The sequence below is a fragment of the Kitasatospora sp. NPDC018058 genome (genome assembly GCF_044327205.1).
Taxonomy (GTDB): domain Bacteria; phylum Actinomycetota; class Actinomycetes; order Streptomycetales; family Streptomycetaceae; genus Kitasatospora.
The window spans coordinates 188,602-202,416 of the sequence record NZ_JBIRFA010000008.1; the positions used below are offsets into that span (position 1 = coordinate 188,602).

Consider the following 13,815-nt stretch of genomic DNA (forward strand, 5'->3'; position numbering starts at 1 on the left):
GGTCATATCGTCATGTTTTTCTTGGCCTGGTTGTCCGCACCGGCGTGGTTGTCGGCGTGGGCGTGCAGCCCCTCGTTGATGCTGTTGATGCCCTTGACCAGGATGTCGAGCCCGGAGAGCACGTGGTCGTGCGGGGTGTTGTAGGCCGCCGCGAACTCGTTGCCCTGCTTGTCGCTGCCCCAGGGGGCCCCGTCCTCGGTGAGACTCTTCTTGAGCTTGTCGAGCGCGTCCTTGAGTGCTTTGCTCTGGGTCTCGAAGGTCGGCGCCGCGTCCTTCAGGTCCCCCGGCTGGATCTTGAACTCCGGCCCGCCGGCTTTCGCTGCGTCATCTGCCATGGCGTCATCCCCCGTACTTTGTCGCGTCATTAGCAGCGAGGGGTGAGATGCCTGGTCAGAGGGCCGGGGTTGTGGCTGGTTCGTGTGACGATGGTCACTTTGCCTGTTCCGGCGGGAATCTTGACCGAGTGTTGGTGAGATGGTCCCGGACTTGCGTCAGGGCCGGGCGAACCACAGCAGGATGAGCGCGAAGCCTGCGTTGAGCCCGACGGCGAGCCAGAGGGATGCCGGCGAGTCGGCCTCACCCGGGAGCTTGGGCGCGACGCGGCCGGCCGGGTCCATCCGGACGGTGACCGTGTCGCCGGGGTTGAACCGCTCGGAATCGGGCTTCAACGGCCCCCCGGGGACGGTTCCTTCGCCCCTCGACACGAGGGTGTACGTTCGCGTCGTCGATCCGCGGGAGGACTTTTCGACGTGCTCGGAGACGACCACGGCGCGCACGTCCCGGCCCGAGGACAGCATCATGTTGTGCCAGGCGTCCGCACCCGCCCCGGTGGCCATCAGCAGGACGATGACGGCCAGGACCAGAGAGGCGCCGAATTCCTTGAACTCGGGGTCGCTGCCGGGAACTCCGAGCTTCGAGACTCCGACGCCCACCGCCACGAGGTACAGGAACGCCAGGACGAAGGCCAGGAGGGTGCCGACGTAGACGTAGGCGAGGACGACTCCGACGAACAGGCAGGTCAGGATGCCGATGAGCGCGAGAACGCGGCGGAGCCAGCCGTTGCCGGTGCGCGTGGTCGGGTCGTCTCGCGTGACGGTCATCCGAAGGCCTTCCGGATGTTGTCCCACTGCTCGGGCGGCAGGTCGTCGAGGCTTGTGTCCCGGGGCGGGTGGAAGGAGATTCCGCGGAATGCGGTGGCCAGTAGCGGCAGCCACTCGGGCCAGTAGTCGAGGTCCTCGGTGGTGAAGACGGCGGCAAGCACGTGTGGGCTCCACGGGTGCGGGATCAGCAGTTCGAGCTGGCGCACCGTGCTGACGCTGGACTCGGGCACGCCCCACACCACGCCGGGCACTGAGGCGGTGAGGTCCCGGGCGGCGAGGGCGGCGCGGCCGAGGGGCAGATCCACCACGCCGACGTCGGCGTCCGGCCAGGCCGCGGCCAACTCACCGGCGACGCGGTCGGGGTAGGTGTCGCGCGGGCCGAGTTCCTGTGGGCGGACGAAGAGGGTGAACGTGCCGTGGACAGGTTCGCCGTCCTCAGCCCGGACCAGGCAGCTGGAGACGTGGACGGCGCCCTCGCGCAGTTGGGCCTGCAGGGCGGTTTCGGCAGCGATCACGACGCTGAGCCTCTGCTCGGGGCGCGCAGTCGGGAAGACGGTGTCCAGGATCTCCGCGGTGCGTTCCATCCGGTCGCCGGGGTCCTCGTCCAGGTCGAGGGAGGAGAAGCCCGGCGGCAGGGACAGCCAGAACGGGGGGACCGCGGTCTCGGAGGTCTCAACGGCCATAGCCCGCCGCCCATCCGCCCGTGCCGAGCAGGCTGCCGACGGCGGCCACGGTGCCGACGACGGGGTAGAGCTTGCCACCGCTGGAGCCGACGCCGACGGAGCCGACGACGTTGTTGGCGCCGGTGGTGTAGTTGACCGCGCTGTCGAGGTCATCGCTCGGGTTGTCCTGGGTGAGGGCGTACGCGGTCGGGGCGTTGAGTCCGGCGGTGGTGACGGCCTGGACGCCGTCGGAGATGTTCATCGCGGTTTCCTTGGAGACCCCGTACTTGACGGCCTGCTTCTCGATCGTCTTGGTGAAGATCGGACTTGCCGGGTCGGCGGCTCGGGCGGCGACCCGGACCTCGGTCGTTCCAGCGCTCATCGCTCCGCGCAGGCCCGAGCCGGCGGCGCTCGCCTCCCGGGCCGCGGTCCAGCCGGACTTGGCGACGCCAGCTCCGGGGATCGCTCCGAGGAGGTCACCGCCCAGTGCCAGCCAGTTGCCGATGTTCTTCTGCGGCGGAAGGAGCTTTCCTTCGGCGATGTACTTGGTCGTGTGCGCGCCCGCCGCCGCCAAGCTCAGCAGGATCGCCGGCAGCGCGAACGCCGGGAAGAAGATCGCCGCGACGCCGCAGACGCCCGCGGCCACCGTCAGCAGGTCCGCGCCGTGGTTCTTCAGCCAGTTGCCGACCTTGCTGAGCCAGCCCGGCTCCGGCGGGGCCTTGCTGTCGGCGGCCTTGCGGATGGCGGTGGCGGTCTTGCGGGCGTCGGACTTGTGGCCCTCGGCGAGTTCGTGGGCCTGGCTCTGGAGGCCGGTGAGGGTCGCGGTGGCGCTGTTGACCAGCTTGGCGGCCTGGTCGAGGTGGTTCTTGGCGGTGTTGTAGCGCTGTTCGGCGGCGGCGAGTGAGGCGTCGTCGGGGAAGCTCTTGCCGGCCAGTGCGAGGTCGGGGGCGGCGGCCGCGGTGCGGTGGGCCTGTTCGGCCTGCTCCTTGCCCTGCTTGGCGGCGATCGCGGCGCGGGCCAACTCGGCGGCCTTGGGCTGGTGTTCGTTCAGCGTCTGGTACCAGGTGTCGAGGGCCTGGTAGGCGGCGGTGATCGAGTCGGCGGCGTCCTGCAGGTACCCGGGGAGCTTCCCGAACTGGGCGGCGAAGGCCTTGGCGGCGTCGCCGGTCCACTGGCCCTGGTTGTCGGAGATCTGGGAGAGCGTGGTGTGGACGCCGGTCAGGTGCTGGGAGACCCGGCGCAGGCTGCCGCTGAGGCCGGCCACGGCGGCGGGGTCGCCGGGGGTGGGGTTGAAGCCGAGGCCGGACCAGTCGGGCTTGGGATCGGTCACGACTGCCCCGCCGCCGGGGTGAGGGCCTTGGTGATGCTCTTCTCGGTGCCGTCGTAGGACTGCGCGACCTTGTCCAGACCGTCGTCGAGGACCTTGACGCAGTCGCGGACCTTCTTGAGGCCGTACTCCCACTTCTCCTGGAAGTGCTTGCCGGCGTCCTCCAGGAAGTCGAAGCCGAGACCGTCGCGGCTCGCCTCCTTGAGCGCCTTCAGTCCCTGGTCGAGTTCGTCGCCGCAGCCCTTGAGGTCCTTGGCGAGCTTGGCCAGGAACTCGGGACTGACCGTGAATTCGGCCATTTTCTCCCCCGATGCGTCGGTTGTCGGACCGGCCGAGCATAACGCCGGTTGGTGCGTGGGCGATTCGTGCTGCCGGTTTCCACCCGTACGAGTACGGGATCCTTGCCGGGGGAGGGGCGTGCACGGTTGAAAGTGCGCAGGGTTCAGCGGCGCCGGGACGTCAGCGGCGCCAGAAGCCGCGCTTCTTCGGGGCGGTGAGCCTCACCACTGCGGCGACGAAGAGTTCGGCGACGGGGGAGGGGCCGGGCCCGTGGTTGAGGTGGCTCTCGGTGGTCCACTCGCCGAGGACGGTGCCGGGGCTGCCGTCGAGCGGGTTGAGCGCGTGCTCCAGGGTCAGGTAGCGGACGGCCTTGGCGCCCCGGGGGAGGACGGCGGCGGCGAAGTGGGCCTCGGTGGCGCAGATCGGGGTGGGCAGGGTGACCAGGAGTATCGCGTGGTCGTCGGTGGCGAGGTGGCGGCAGTCGAGGCCGTGGCTGGGCAGCCGGTCCTCGGGCGGGAGGGTCTCGCCGAGGTCGTCCCAGATCCCGGTGAGGACGGGCAGCAGGCTGCCGCCGTCCGGGGCCGGACTGGCCACCCGCGGGCCGAATTCCAGGACCTGGCGGGAGAGCGCGCGGTGAACGAAGCGGTAGTGGTGGGGCCTTGGGGTCGTCATGGGGGACACGGTAGCGAACGGGCCGGGGTGGGAGGTCGGTGCACCCGACGTCCCACCCCGGCCCCGCGGTCGATCAATTGACGAATCGTCAGTGGCTGCCCTTGAGGTTGAGCACGACCACCCCGACGATCACCAGCGCGAGCCCCAGCCACTGCGGCTTCCCCAGCGACTCGCCGAAGGTGACCACGCCTATCCCGGCGACCGCCGCCGTCCCGGCGCCCGACCAGACCGCGTACGCGACCGAGACCGGGATGTGCTTGAGGGCGCGGCCGAGCAGGAAGAAGGAGAGCGCGTAGCCGATCCCGACCCCGATGCTGGGCCAGAGGCGGGTGAACCCCTCGGTGAGTTTGAGGCAGCTGGTGGCGCAGACCTCGCTGACGATGGCGAGGGCGAGCAGGAGGTAGGACATGTCGCTGTCAAACCGCCGGCGCGGCGCAGAGCTTCCCGAGCAGCGCGAGATCGACCTGTTCCAGGCTGGTCAGCAGGGTGATCCGGTCGCCGGTCGGCATCGGGACGGCGGTGGACGGCACGACGAGCACCACGCAGCCGGCCGCGTTGGCGGAGGTGACGCCGGTCGGGGTGTCCTCGACGGCGACGCAGGCCGCCGGGTCCAGGCCGAGCCGCTCGGCGGCGGCCAGGTACGGGTCGGGCGCGGGCTTGGTGCGGACGGTGTCCTCGGCGGCCAGGGTGACCTCGAACCAGTCGCGGCCGATCGCCGAGAGCACGAGGTCGACCACCCGGCGCGGGGAGGCGGAGACCAGCGCGGTGGGCACCCGGGCCTCGCGCAGGGCGGCCAGCAGGGCGAGCGCGCCGGGGCGCGGCACCGTCTCGGCGGCGACCTTGGCGGCGAAGGAGTCGCCCAGCCGGGCGGCGAGTTCGGCTTCGCCGAGGGCGGTGCCGCTGACCTTTCGCAGGTGGGCGGCGGTGTGCTCGACGGCCTGGCCGAGGACCTCGGGGGAGTCCTGGTCGGTGAGCGGGCGGTTCAGCTCCTCGGCGAGCTCGGCGGCGGCCTGCCACCAGAGTTGCTCGGTGTCGACCAGGGTTCCGTCCATGTCGAAGAGGACGGCGGAGGGGAGTGCGGATACGGATTCAGGCATGGCGGTACCTTCGGCGGTTCTTCAGACGGTGCGGGGGCGGTACGAGCTTCGGCAGCGAGACTCCCTCCGGCGGGAACCTCCGCGGCAAGAGCCCCGTGGTGGGACTCTCAGCAGCAGATTCTCCGGCAGCGGGGTTCTCAGGCGGGGCGGCGGTCCACCAGCACCGGGCGCTCCGGCAGCGTGAGGTCGGCGCGCGAGCCGGCCGGCAGGGCGGCGGCGGCCTCGGTGGGCAAGTCGGCCTTGACCTCGGTGCCGTCGTCCAGGCGGACGGTGAGCCGGGTGACGGCGCCCAGGAAGGATGCGGTGATCACCAGTGCCGGGCCGTTCTCGGACGGGGTGAGGGTGACGTTCTCCGGGCGGACCAGCACCTGCAGGTCGCCGTCGGCCGGGATCCCGCCGTCCACCGCGTGGCGGCGGCCGAGCACCTCGACGCCGTCCGAGGTGCGGGTGCACGGGATGCGGCTCATGGTGCCGACGAACTCGGCGACGAAGGCGGTGGCCGGCCGCCCGTACAGCTCCGACGGGGTGGCGCACTGCTCCAGCCTGCCGGCGCGCAGCACCGCGACCCGGTCGGCCATCGACAGCGCCTCCTCCTGGTCGTGGGTGACGAACAGGGTGGTGATGCCCAACTCCTGCTGCAGACGACGGATCTCCTCGCGCAGCTGGAGGCGGACCTTGGCGTCCAGCGCGGACAGCGGCTCGTCCAGCAGCAGCACACGCGGCTGCAGGGCGAGTGCGCGGGCGAGCGCGATGCGCTGCTGCTGGCCGCCGGACATCTGGTGCGGGTAGTGGCCGGCGCGGTGCGGCAGGCCGACCAACTCCAGCAACTCCTCGGCGCGCTTGCGGCGTTCGGCCTTGCCGGTGCCGCGCATCCGCAGGCCGAAGGCGATGTTGTCCAGCGCGGTCAGGTGCGGGAAGAGGCTGTAGGACTGGAACACCATGCCCGCGTCGCGCTTGTGCGCCGGGATCGAGGTGATGTCCTGGCCGTCGACCAGGACCTCGCCCGAGTCGTGCCGCTCGAAGCCGGCCAGGATGCGCAGCGCGGTGGTCTTGCCGCAGCCGGACGGGCCGAGCAGGGCGACCAGCTCACCGGGGTGGACGGTCAGGTCGAGGCCGTCGAGGGCGGTGGTGGCACCGAAGGCGCGGCGCAGCGAGCGGAACTCGACGGTGGCGCTGCCGGGGGCGAGCGCGACGCCGGTGACGGGGGCGGTGGCCGTGGTCATGACTGGTGACTCCTGGAAAGCGGGGGGTGGTTCAGGACCGGGCGGTCTTGCGGCCGCGGCCGACGGCGGACATCAGCAGCAGGACGAGCCAGACGATCAGCAGGCTGAGCATCGAGACCGCGACGGACATCTGGCCGTCGCTCTTGCCGTTGGAGTTGATCCACACCGAGAAGGGGGCGAAGCCGAGGATCGAGGCGGTGGTGAACTCGCCGAGCACCAGGGCGACGGTGAGCACGGCGGCGTTCAGCAGCGAGCTGCGCAGGTTGGGCAGGACGACGGTGAACACCGCGCGCAGCCAGCCGGCCCCGCAGTTGCGGGCGGCCTCGACCAGGGTGACCACGTCCACGCCGCGCAGGCCGGCGTCGATCGCCCGGTAGGCGAACGGCAGGGCCATCAGCACGTACGCGATGACCAGGACGATCGGGAACTCCGGGTCCTGGATGGCCACGATGGTCTGGAAGAACGGGGTGTCCTGCAGGTAGTCCGGGCCCCAGCGCAGCACGCCGATGATGCCGGTGGTGAGCGCGACGACCGGGACGACCAGCGGCATCGAGCACATCACCTCGATCACCGGGCCCAGCTTCGGCGCGCCGAGCCGGGCGGCGAGCACCGCCGGGACGAGCAGGAGCAGCAGCACCGCGACGGTGACGGCGGCCAGTTCGAGGCTGAGCACCAGGCTGTCGGTGAAGCCCGGGGCGTTCAGCAGCTCGGTGTAGGCGCGGAAGGTGGTGCCGCCCTTGTTGTCGTCGATGCTGAACCACAGCGAGGCGGCCATCGGCACCGCGAAGTAGACCCCGCAGATCAGCAGGACCAGGCCGCGGCCGAAACGGATGCGATTGATCAGGCGAGCCACTTGGCACTCCGGCGCTGAAGGGGCAGGTACAGGGCCATCACCAGGCAGGCGACCACGATCATGTCGAGGCCGAGGGCGAGGGCGAGGTTGCCCTGGCCGACCAGGACGTTGCCGGACAGCGCGTCGCCGATCTGCATCGAGATCAGCGGCACCGAACTGCCCACCATGGCCTCGGCGGTGGCGTACGCGGCGAAGGAGGCGCCGAACAGCAGCACGAAGCCGCCGAGCAGCGAGGGCAGCAGGACGGGCAGTGCCACGTGCCGCCAGTACTGCAGCGAGGTGGCGCCGTTGTTGGACGCGGCCTCGCGCCACTGGGCCTTGAGGCCCTCCAGGGCCGGGGTGATGGTGATGACCATCAGCGGGACCAGGAAGTAGAGGTAGACCACCGACAGGCCGGAGAAGGTGTAGAGGTTCCAGCCGTGTTTGGTCAGACCGAGCTTCTTGGTGACCTCACCGGAGTTGCCGAGGGTGGCGACGAACATGAAGGCCAGTGGGACGCCGCCGAAGTTGGCGAGCACGCCGGAGGCGGACATCACGGCCTCGCGGAAGGCCCGGAACCGGGAGGTCGCCACGGCCTGGGCCAGCGGCAGACCGACCACGGTGGCGATCAGCGCGGTCAGCAGGGAGAGCTTCACGCTGCCCCACAGGGCCGTCCAGTACGCGCCCTGGAGGGAGCCGGTGAGGTTGTCGGTGGTGAAGGTGCCGCCGCCGTCGGGTGCGTCCGAGGAGGTGGTGAACGCGCCGATGGCGATCGCGACGGCCGGCAGGCCGAAGCCGATCACGAAGAAGAGCAGCAGGGGGAGGGCGGCGAGCCAGGCGCGGCTGCCGCCGGCCCGGCGCTTGGCCGGGCGGGGGGCCCGGGCGGACGCCGCGGTGGCGGCGGTGGCCGGGGCCGGGGTGGGGGAGGCGGTTCCGGCGGCGTCGCCTCCACCGCTGTGAGCGGCGGAGGCGGTGGCCGGCACCGGGGTGGGAGCCGTGGTCATCTCAGGTCAGCCCGCGATCGCCTTGGCCCAGTTCTCGGTCACGACCTTCTTGGCCGCGTCCGTCTGGTCCTGGGTCGGGAAGGTGGTGAAGGGCTTCTCGACGTTCGGGAGCTTGGCGGCGGCGGCAGCGTCCAGGGTGCCGGCGGCCTTCATCGAGTCGAACAGGGCGGGGGTGGCGTAGCCGCCGAGGAAGCCGTTCTGGCCCTGGGCGCTGTAGAGGTACTCCTCCCACAGGCGCGCGGCGGCCGGGTGCGGGGCGTCCTTGTTGATCGCCTGGTTGTAGTACTGGGCGTAGGAGCCGTCCGAGGGGATGGCCACCTGCCAGTCGATGCCCTTGTCCTTGAACTTGTCGCTGTAGCCGGCGTTCAGGTACGACCAGTCGATGCTGATCGGGGTCTCGCCCTTCTCGATGGTCGCCGGGGTGACCTCGACCGGGTTGAAGTTGCCGGTCTGCTTGACCTTGCCGAAGAAGTCGATGCCGGGCTGGATGTTGTCCAGCGAGCCGCCGTTGGCGAGCGCGGCCGCGTAGACGGCGCCGAAGGCGGCACCGGCCTTGGTCGGGTTGCCGTTCAGGGCGACCATGCCCTTGTAGTCGGGCTTGAGCAGGTCGGCGAAGGTCTTCGGGCAGACGGACACCTTCTTGGCGTCGCAGCCGATCGACATGTAGCCGCCGTAGTCGTTGTAGCTCAGACCGTTGGCGTCCTTCATGGTGGCCGGGATCTTGTCGAAGTCGGTCACCTTGTAGGGGGCCAGCAGGCCCTGCTTGCCGGCGCTGATCGCGAAGGCGGAGCCCAGGTCGACGACGTCGGGGGCGCGGTCCTGGCCCTTGCGGGAGGTGATCGCGTTGATCTCGTCCTGGCTGGAGCCGTCCGGGTTCTCGTCCTCGATCTCGATGCCGTACTTGGCCTTGAAGTCGTCCATCAGCTTGCCGTAGTTCGCCCAGTCGCGCGGCAGCGTGATGACGTGGAGCTTGCCCTCCTTCTTGGCGGCGGCGACCAGGGCGTCCATGCCACCGAGGTCGGCGACGGAGGTGGCGGTCTTGGCGCTCTTGCCGCCCGCGGCGTCGCCGCCGGACTTCGCGGAGGAGGAGCCGGCGGAACCGCAGGCGGTGAGGGACAGCGCGGCGGCGGTCAGGACGGCCGCGAAGGCGGCGGTGCGGGCGCGGTGCACGGACACGGGTCAGTCTCCTGAGAAGGGGGAACTGCAAGCGGGTGTCTTGATCGGGGATCGAGCGAGCGGCGGTTCGGAGCGGTCCGAGGTGAGTTCGGATCCGTCCGAGTTGACTAGCCAACTTCGCTGACGGACGTAAGTACGCCGGAGTCCGGTGACGGGAAGGTGAACGGACGGCTCAGAACCGGGGTCGGCTGTGGGAACGGTGGAATCCGGCCACCGGAGCGTGATCCGTATGGTGCGATGCTCTGAAGGCGCAGCGGGATAAGGTCGGGCTGTCCGCGCCGGTACGGCTGCGCAGGACACCGCCCCAGGAGGGACATTGACTGACGTGGCAGTAGAGCCCGGGCGCCCCGCCGAGCGCGCTGCCGGCGCCCTGTACCGCAAGGTCGCCGCCGATCTGCGCGAGGCCATCACCACCGGCGCGTACGGCGAGGCGGGCCGGCTGCCCGCCGAGGGCGCGCTGGCCGAGCAGTACGGGGTCTCCCGCGGCACCGTCCGCCAGGCGCTCGCCGTGCTGCGCTCGGACGGGCTGGTCACCTCCCGCCGCGGCACCCGGCGGGTGGTGCTCGGGGGCGCCCGGGTGCAGAGCTTCTCCGAACTGCTCAGTTTCACGCACTGGGCGTACTCGATGGGCGAGGAGCCCGGCGGCATCCTGGACTCGCTGGTGCGCCGCCCGGCCGATGCCGCCGAGCGCGAGCAGCTGCGCCTGGAACCGGGCGCCGAGGTGTATGTGACGGTCCGGCTGCGCACGCTCTCCGGCACGCCGGTGATGGTCGAGCGCACCATCTACCCGCCGCGGGTCGGCGAGATCGTCGCCGAGCTGCCGCCGGACGTGGTCTCGCACACCGAGGTGCTGCGCGAGCACGGCATCCTGTTCACCGACGCCGACCACACCATCGACATCGTCGCGGCCAACGCGGAGGACGCCCGGCTGCTCGGCTGCCGTCGGGGCGGCCCGCTGCTGCGCGAGCGGCGGCGTACGACGGACCCGACCGGCACGCCGGTGGAGTGGTCCCAGGACCGCTACCTGCCCGGGACGGTGGCCTTCAGCGTGCACAACTCGCTGGCCACGTCGGCGCTTTCGCGGCACGCCCGGGAGATGGACTGAGCTCCCGGGCGCGCTTCGCGTTTCAGTGCATGAGCGCGGCGAGCAGCGGGCGGTAGTGCTCGAAGTCCGGCGCCTTCGCGTCGGGCTCCTTCGCCTGCTCGTCCCAGCGGCGGACGGCCACCGCGTCGGCGGCGCCCGGGAGTTCGGCGAAGGCGGCGGCCTCGCGCTCGTCCATCGGGCCGCCCTGCACCTTCAGGGTGTACTCGGAGGCTTCGGAGAGCCGGGCGCGGTAGTCGGGCTCGACCGCGCACAGGTAACGCTTGGCGGCCACGTGCAGCCGGACCGGCTCGGTGACCTCCGGGCCGAACCAGCGGGCCAGCCAGTCCGCACCGGTGTGGCTGTGCCGGTTGTCCCGCCCGCGCATCAGGTCCCGTCCGTGCAGGGCACCCTGGAAGTGACCTACATCGTGCAGCAGCGCGGCGGCGACCAGGTGGTCCGGCACCCCGGCCGCCTCGGCCGCGGCGGCGGCCTGCAGCATGTGCTCGGCCATGGTCACGGCCTCGCCCAGGTACTCCCCGGCGCCCTCGCCCGCGAACAGCTCGGCGATCCCGTCCAGGGCGGCGGTGCGGCGGTGCAGTACGGCGAGGGTGCTCGACAGCGAGTCGAGGTCGGCGTAGCAGCCCTGGAGGTGGCGCCGGCCGTCCTGCTCGAAGGCCGTACGGGCGTGCAGTAGGCGGGTGTTGTCGAAGACCAGGCAGTCGCCCGGGTCGAGCCGGAAGGTGAGCTGGAGCTCGGGGCGCAGGGTGATCGCGGCGAAGCGGCGGTAGGCGGTGTAGAAGGCCTCCAGGTCGCTGCCGCTTCCGCGCAGGGTGCCGAAAGAGCGGTTGTTGAAGCGCACCTCGCGGATCCGGCCGAGCGGGTCCACGTCGATCAGCGGGCGGTCGGCGCGCAGTTCGGTGCGGCGGTCGCGGAAGACGAAGGGGACGGGGGTGCGGGTGAGCGCCGCGAAGTCCTCGGGGGCCTCCTCGCGCAGCAGGGACGCCGCCTTGAAGCCATCGACCAGGCCGGAGTCGCCGCCGGTCGCCGAGTTCTCCAAGCAGTGCAGCAGCTGGAGGGTCGGCACCGGGTCCCGGTACGGGTTGTCGGTGTGCGGGGCGATGGCTCTGTCCGTGAACGCGAGGTTGTTCGGGTCCGGCTCGACCCGGACGTCGAACAGCTCGCCGTAGTTGGTGACCCGGACGTAGCCGAAGCTCTCCGCCACCCGGAGCACCTGCCGCTCCACGGTCGGCACCCCGCGCAGCACGGCGAAGCCGCTGCGGCGGACGGCGGCCAGCACCGCGGCCTGCTCGGCGGGGTCGGTGAGGTAGGCCGCCCAGTCGGCCTCGGGGATGCCGCGCGCGAAGTCGGCGGCCGCCCACAGCCGCTTGCCCTGCTCGCTGCGCCCGTCGTCCTCGGCTTCCTCGTGGAGCCAGGTGAGCGGGTAGCGGGAGCGGTGCCCGTCGGACCAGAGCACCTCCAGGTTCCCGTCGAGCTCCTTGCTCGCCGCGATGGTGAGGTCCGACAGCAGGTCGTCGATCTGGAACAGCTTCTGGCCGTTGCGCGGGTCCCGGCACTCGGCGCACGGGCAGTTGTCGCGCAGCCAGTAGGGCGGCGGTTGCTCGGTCATGGGTCTCTCCTCCTCGACATCCAGCCAGGGTAGAGTTGTATAGCCAACTTCACCCGCTGGGCCGGAGCCTGCCGGTCCTTGGTGAGTCCCGGGTGCCGGTCGGATGAACGTCCGGGGAACTGTCCGTCGAGACCGCTGTCAAATCCCTTGCGTCCGCAGCCCTGACCTGCTCGGATATGCCGGTGCTCGATCAAGATCAAACCCCGGCCGACGACGTCCTGGTGGACATGACCCCCGTCGCCCCGGTCTCGCCTCCGCCCCGGCGCTCCCGCCTCCGGCTCTGGCTGACCCTGGCCGCCCTCGCGTTCGTCGGCGTCACCGCCCTTGCGGTCGTCTTCGCCGACAACATCGCCGACTTCGGCGCGTACCGCTACAGCCCGCCGAAGGACTTCCTGGGGCTGCCGAGCGTCCCCGCAGAGCGCCTCCCCAAGGCGACGCCGGCCCTGGGCTACGCGAAGCTCGGCGGCTACCAGACCGAGGGCAGGTCGCGGACCGTCGTCGTCGCCGTCAGTGAGCTGCCCGCCATCTCGCCCTCGGCCCGGATCGACGACGTGATCACCCAGGTGACCACCGGCCAGCACGTCGTGGGCCTGCGCACGGTCGACCCGGGCGACCGCGGCGGCGTCATGACGTGCGGCCACGCCACCAACATGATGAAGGCCGGGAAGCCCCAGGACATGGCCTTCTGCGTCTGGGTCGACGGCAGCATGTGGGCCGTCTACATGGAGCACCGCGACGACATCACGCTCGACATGGACACCCTGGCCAACGACGCCCGCAAGTTCCGCCACCTCGCCGAGGTGCCCGCCTGACTCGGTTGCCCCGTCGCGCGGCCCCGCCCTGCCCGGCAGGACGGGGCCGCGCGGTGACTGCCATGTGTCCGGCTACAGGAGACTGCCGGGCGTGGAACGGAGGTAGGCCTCGGCGGCGGCGCGGGTGTAGAAGCGTCTGATCCTGTCCGAACTGCCTCGCACGCGGAGGTACCGATGGTGGTCCGGGTCCCACAGGCCCCAGCACTCCATCAGGAGGAAGTGCGGGCTCCGGGAGTTGATCAGACGGATCTCGTATCGCTTGCGGGAGAGGGTAGCGGCCATCAGGCGACCTCCGGGTCCGGGTGGCGCTGCTCGTTGACGCGCACCCATCGCTCCGCCTGGTCGTACGAGTAGAACCGCAGCGGTTCGGGGCGGGGCGGCAGCGCCTTCACCAGGCGGCCGGTCTCGCGGTCCTGGATGACCCAGACCGGGTACGAGGCCCCGCCGTGGGCGTCGGCGGGAACGATCCCGTATCGGCTGCTCATCGGCAGGCCACCTGGAGGAAGCCGCCGGCCTTCTCGACCTGGGCGGCGAACTCGTCGAACTCGCCGTCGATGGGGGAGACGGCGGTCTTGGAGGGGGCCAGGATTGCTCCGGCACCCTTGTCCTTGACCGTCTGCAACGCTGCCAGGAGCAGGGGGCGTTGCTCCGGGGGCTTCTCCGTCTCGTCGTCCACGACGGTGAGGGTGACGTCCCAGTTGTGGGTGAGCGCGTACTCCTCGCAGCTGCGCATCTCCAACTCGGGGAAGGCGGGGCTGTTCTTGGCCAGGTAGATCACCACCTGGAAGCGCTCGGTGGGGTTCTGGCGTGTGGGGGCCGCCGTGCCGACCTTGCAGAGTCGGGGGGAACGCGGAGCAGAGGGGGTTCGGCGCAGCTTCAAGGCCCGCTCCTCTCAGTAGTGAGATGACTACCCGGGGTCC

The 13,815-nt window shown here is 71.0% G+C and carries 18 protein-coding genes; 2 read left to right on the top strand and 16 right to left on the bottom strand.

All coding sequences use genetic code 11. The features are described from left to right. Positions 1 to 2 precede the first annotated feature (2 nt). From ACH4E7_RS13875 to ACH4E7_RS13930, 12 genes are all read right to left on the bottom strand, one after another. Entirely contained in the window at positions 3 to 335 is a 333-nt protein-coding gene (locus ACH4E7_RS13875) for a WXG100 family type VII secretion target (protein WP_396249261.1), read from the bottom strand. Positions 336 to 491: 156 nt separating this feature from the next. Then, positions 492 to 1,100 carry a hypothetical protein gene (locus ACH4E7_RS13880; protein WP_396249262.1) on the bottom strand — a complete coding sequence of 203 codons (609 nt, stop codon included), beginning with the start codon at positions 1,098 to 1,100 and terminating at the stop codon, positions 492 to 494. Then, positions 1,097 to 1,783: a hypothetical protein gene (locus ACH4E7_RS13885; protein ID WP_396249263.1), complete on the bottom strand. Its 687-nt coding sequence runs from the start codon at positions 1,781 to 1,783 to the stop codon at positions 1,097 to 1,099. Before ACH4E7_RS13885 ends, ACH4E7_RS13880 begins: the two co-directional genes overlap by 4 nt. Then, complete coding sequence (locus ACH4E7_RS13890) at positions 1,773 to 3,092, bottom strand: WXG100 family type VII secretion target (protein WP_396249264.1); 1,320 nt, start codon at positions 3,090 to 3,092, stop codon at positions 1,773 to 1,775. Before ACH4E7_RS13890 ends, ACH4E7_RS13885 begins: the two co-directional genes overlap by 11 nt. Then, positions 3,089 to 3,388 carry a hypothetical protein gene (locus ACH4E7_RS13895; RefSeq protein ID WP_396249265.1) on the bottom strand — a complete coding sequence of 100 codons (300 nt, stop codon included), beginning with the start codon at positions 3,386 to 3,388 and terminating at the stop codon, positions 3,089 to 3,091. Before ACH4E7_RS13895 ends, ACH4E7_RS13890 begins: the two co-directional genes overlap by 4 nt. Positions 3,389 to 3,548: 160 nt before the next feature. Continuing rightward, on the bottom strand, positions 3,549 to 4,040 hold the full coding sequence (locus tag ACH4E7_RS13900) for a hypothetical protein (RefSeq protein WP_396249266.1): 492 nt from the start codon (positions 4,038 to 4,040) through the stop codon (positions 3,549 to 3,551). A gap of 88 nt (positions 4,041 to 4,128) precedes the next feature. Further along, a complete protein-coding gene (locus ACH4E7_RS13905; protein ID WP_396249267.1) occupies positions 4,129 to 4,449 on the bottom strand; it encodes a DMT family transporter in 321 nt (106 codons plus the stop codon). A gap of 7 nt (positions 4,450 to 4,456) precedes the next feature. Then, positions 4,457 to 5,137 (bottom strand): HAD family hydrolase, encoded by a 681-nt coding sequence (locus ACH4E7_RS13910; protein WP_396249268.1) that lies wholly within the window; start codon positions 5,135 to 5,137, stop codon positions 4,457 to 4,459. 137 nt (positions 5,138 to 5,274) lie between these two features. Then, the gene (locus ACH4E7_RS13915; RefSeq protein ID WP_396249269.1) at positions 5,275 to 6,360 is read right to left on the bottom strand and encodes an ABC transporter ATP-binding protein; all 1,086 of its coding nucleotides are present in this window, start codon (positions 6,358 to 6,360) and stop codon (positions 5,275 to 5,277) included. Between the two features lie 31 nt (positions 6,361 to 6,391). Continuing rightward, positions 6,392 to 7,201 (bottom strand): ABC transporter permease, encoded by an 810-nt coding sequence (locus ACH4E7_RS13920; protein ID WP_396249378.1) that lies wholly within the window; start codon positions 7,199 to 7,201, stop codon positions 6,392 to 6,394. Continuing rightward, complete coding sequence (locus tag ACH4E7_RS13925; RefSeq protein WP_396249270.1) at positions 7,201 to 8,196, bottom strand: ABC transporter permease; 996 nt, start codon at positions 8,194 to 8,196, stop codon at positions 7,201 to 7,203. The genes ACH4E7_RS13920 and ACH4E7_RS13925 overlap by 1 nt, the downstream gene beginning before the upstream one ends. 6 nt (positions 8,197 to 8,202) lie before the next feature. Then, entirely contained in the window at positions 8,203 to 9,372 is a 1,170-nt protein-coding gene (locus ACH4E7_RS13930) for an ABC transporter substrate-binding protein (protein ID WP_396249271.1), read from the bottom strand. A gap of 325 nt (positions 9,373 to 9,697) precedes the next feature. On the opposite strand from ACH4E7_RS13930, the gene ACH4E7_RS13935 reads away from it, so the two are divergent. Further along, a complete protein-coding gene (locus ACH4E7_RS13935; protein ID WP_355672624.1) occupies positions 9,698 to 10,477 on the top strand; it encodes a GntR family transcriptional regulator in 780 nt (259 codons plus the stop codon). A gap of 22 nt (positions 10,478 to 10,499) precedes the next feature. Here ACH4E7_RS13935 and ACH4E7_RS13940 read toward each other — a convergent pair whose 3' ends face one another. Further along, positions 10,500 to 12,083, bottom strand: a complete 1,584-nt coding sequence (locus tag ACH4E7_RS13940; RefSeq protein WP_396249272.1) for a phosphonate degradation HD-domain oxygenase — start codon at positions 12,081 to 12,083, stop codon at positions 10,500 to 10,502. 182 nt (positions 12,084 to 12,265) lie between these two features. On the opposite strand from ACH4E7_RS13940, the gene ACH4E7_RS13945 reads away from it, so the two are divergent. Further along, a complete protein-coding gene (locus tag ACH4E7_RS13945) occupies positions 12,266 to 12,895 on the top strand; it encodes a hypothetical protein (RefSeq protein ID WP_396249273.1) in 630 nt (209 codons plus the stop codon). A 72-nt stretch (positions 12,896 to 12,967) separates the two neighbouring features. Here the strand turns inward: ACH4E7_RS13945 and ACH4E7_RS13950 are convergent, their stop codons facing one another. Genes ACH4E7_RS13950 through ACH4E7_RS13960 form a run of 3 tightly spaced genes read right to left on the bottom strand, consistent with a single transcriptional unit; the run spans position 12,968 to position 13,775 of the window. Further along, positions 12,968 to 13,177, bottom strand: coding sequence for a hypothetical protein (locus tag ACH4E7_RS13950; protein WP_396249274.1), 210 nt, complete (start codon positions 13,175 to 13,177; stop codon positions 12,968 to 12,970). Further along, positions 13,177 to 13,380, bottom strand: coding sequence for a hypothetical protein (locus ACH4E7_RS13955; protein WP_396249275.1), 204 nt, complete (start codon positions 13,378 to 13,380; stop codon positions 13,177 to 13,179). The genes ACH4E7_RS13950 and ACH4E7_RS13955 overlap by 1 nt, the downstream gene beginning before the upstream one ends. Next, complete coding sequence (locus tag ACH4E7_RS13960) at positions 13,377 to 13,775, bottom strand: hypothetical protein (protein ID WP_396249276.1); 399 nt, start codon at positions 13,773 to 13,775, stop codon at positions 13,377 to 13,379. The genes ACH4E7_RS13955 and ACH4E7_RS13960 overlap by 4 nt, the downstream gene beginning before the upstream one ends. Positions 13,776 to 13,815: the final 40 nt, after the last annotated feature.

Excerpts from the sequence above, each read along its gene's own strand:
- ACH4E7_RS13875 (WP_396249261.1), bottom strand. The coding sequence starts at position 335 with ATGGCAGATGACGCAGCGAAAGCCGGCGGGCCGGAGTTCAAGATCCAG.
- ACH4E7_RS13880 (WP_396249262.1), bottom strand. The coding sequence starts at position 1,100 with ATGACCGTCACGCGAGACGACCCGACCACGCGCACCGGCAACGGCTGG.
- ACH4E7_RS13885 (WP_396249263.1), bottom strand. The coding sequence starts at position 1,783 with ATGGCCGTTGAGACCTCCGAGACCGCGGTCCCCCCGTTCTGGCTGTCC.
- ACH4E7_RS13895 (WP_396249265.1), bottom strand. The coding sequence starts at position 3,388 with ATGGCCGAATTCACGGTCAGTCCCGAGTTCCTGGCCAAGCTCGCCAAG.
- ACH4E7_RS13900 (WP_396249266.1), bottom strand. The coding sequence starts at position 4,040 with ATGACGACCCCAAGGCCCCACCACTACCGCTTCGTTCACCGCGCGCTC.
- ACH4E7_RS13905 (WP_396249267.1), bottom strand. The coding sequence starts at position 4,449 with ATGTCCTACCTCCTGCTCGCCCTCGCCATCGTCAGCGAGGTCTGCGCC.
- ACH4E7_RS13910 (WP_396249268.1), bottom strand. The coding sequence starts at position 5,137 with ATGCCTGAATCCGTATCCGCACTCCCCTCCGCCGTCCTCTTCGACATG.
- ACH4E7_RS13915 (WP_396249269.1), bottom strand. The coding sequence starts at position 6,360 with ATGACCACGGCCACCGCCCCCGTCACCGGCGTCGCGCTCGCCCCCGGC.
- ACH4E7_RS13925 (WP_396249270.1), bottom strand. The coding sequence starts at position 8,196 with ATGACCACGGCTCCCACCCCGGTGCCGGCCACCGCCTCCGCCGCTCAC.
- ACH4E7_RS13940 (WP_396249272.1), bottom strand. The coding sequence starts at position 12,083 with ATGACCGAGCAACCGCCGCCCTACTGGCTGCGCGACAACTGCCCGTGC.
- ACH4E7_RS13950 (WP_396249274.1), bottom strand. The coding sequence starts at position 13,177 with ATGGCCGCTACCCTCTCCCGCAAGCGATACGAGATCCGTCTGATCAAC.
- ACH4E7_RS13955 (WP_396249275.1), bottom strand. The coding sequence starts at position 13,380 with ATGAGCAGCCGATACGGGATCGTTCCCGCCGACGCCCACGGCGGGGCC.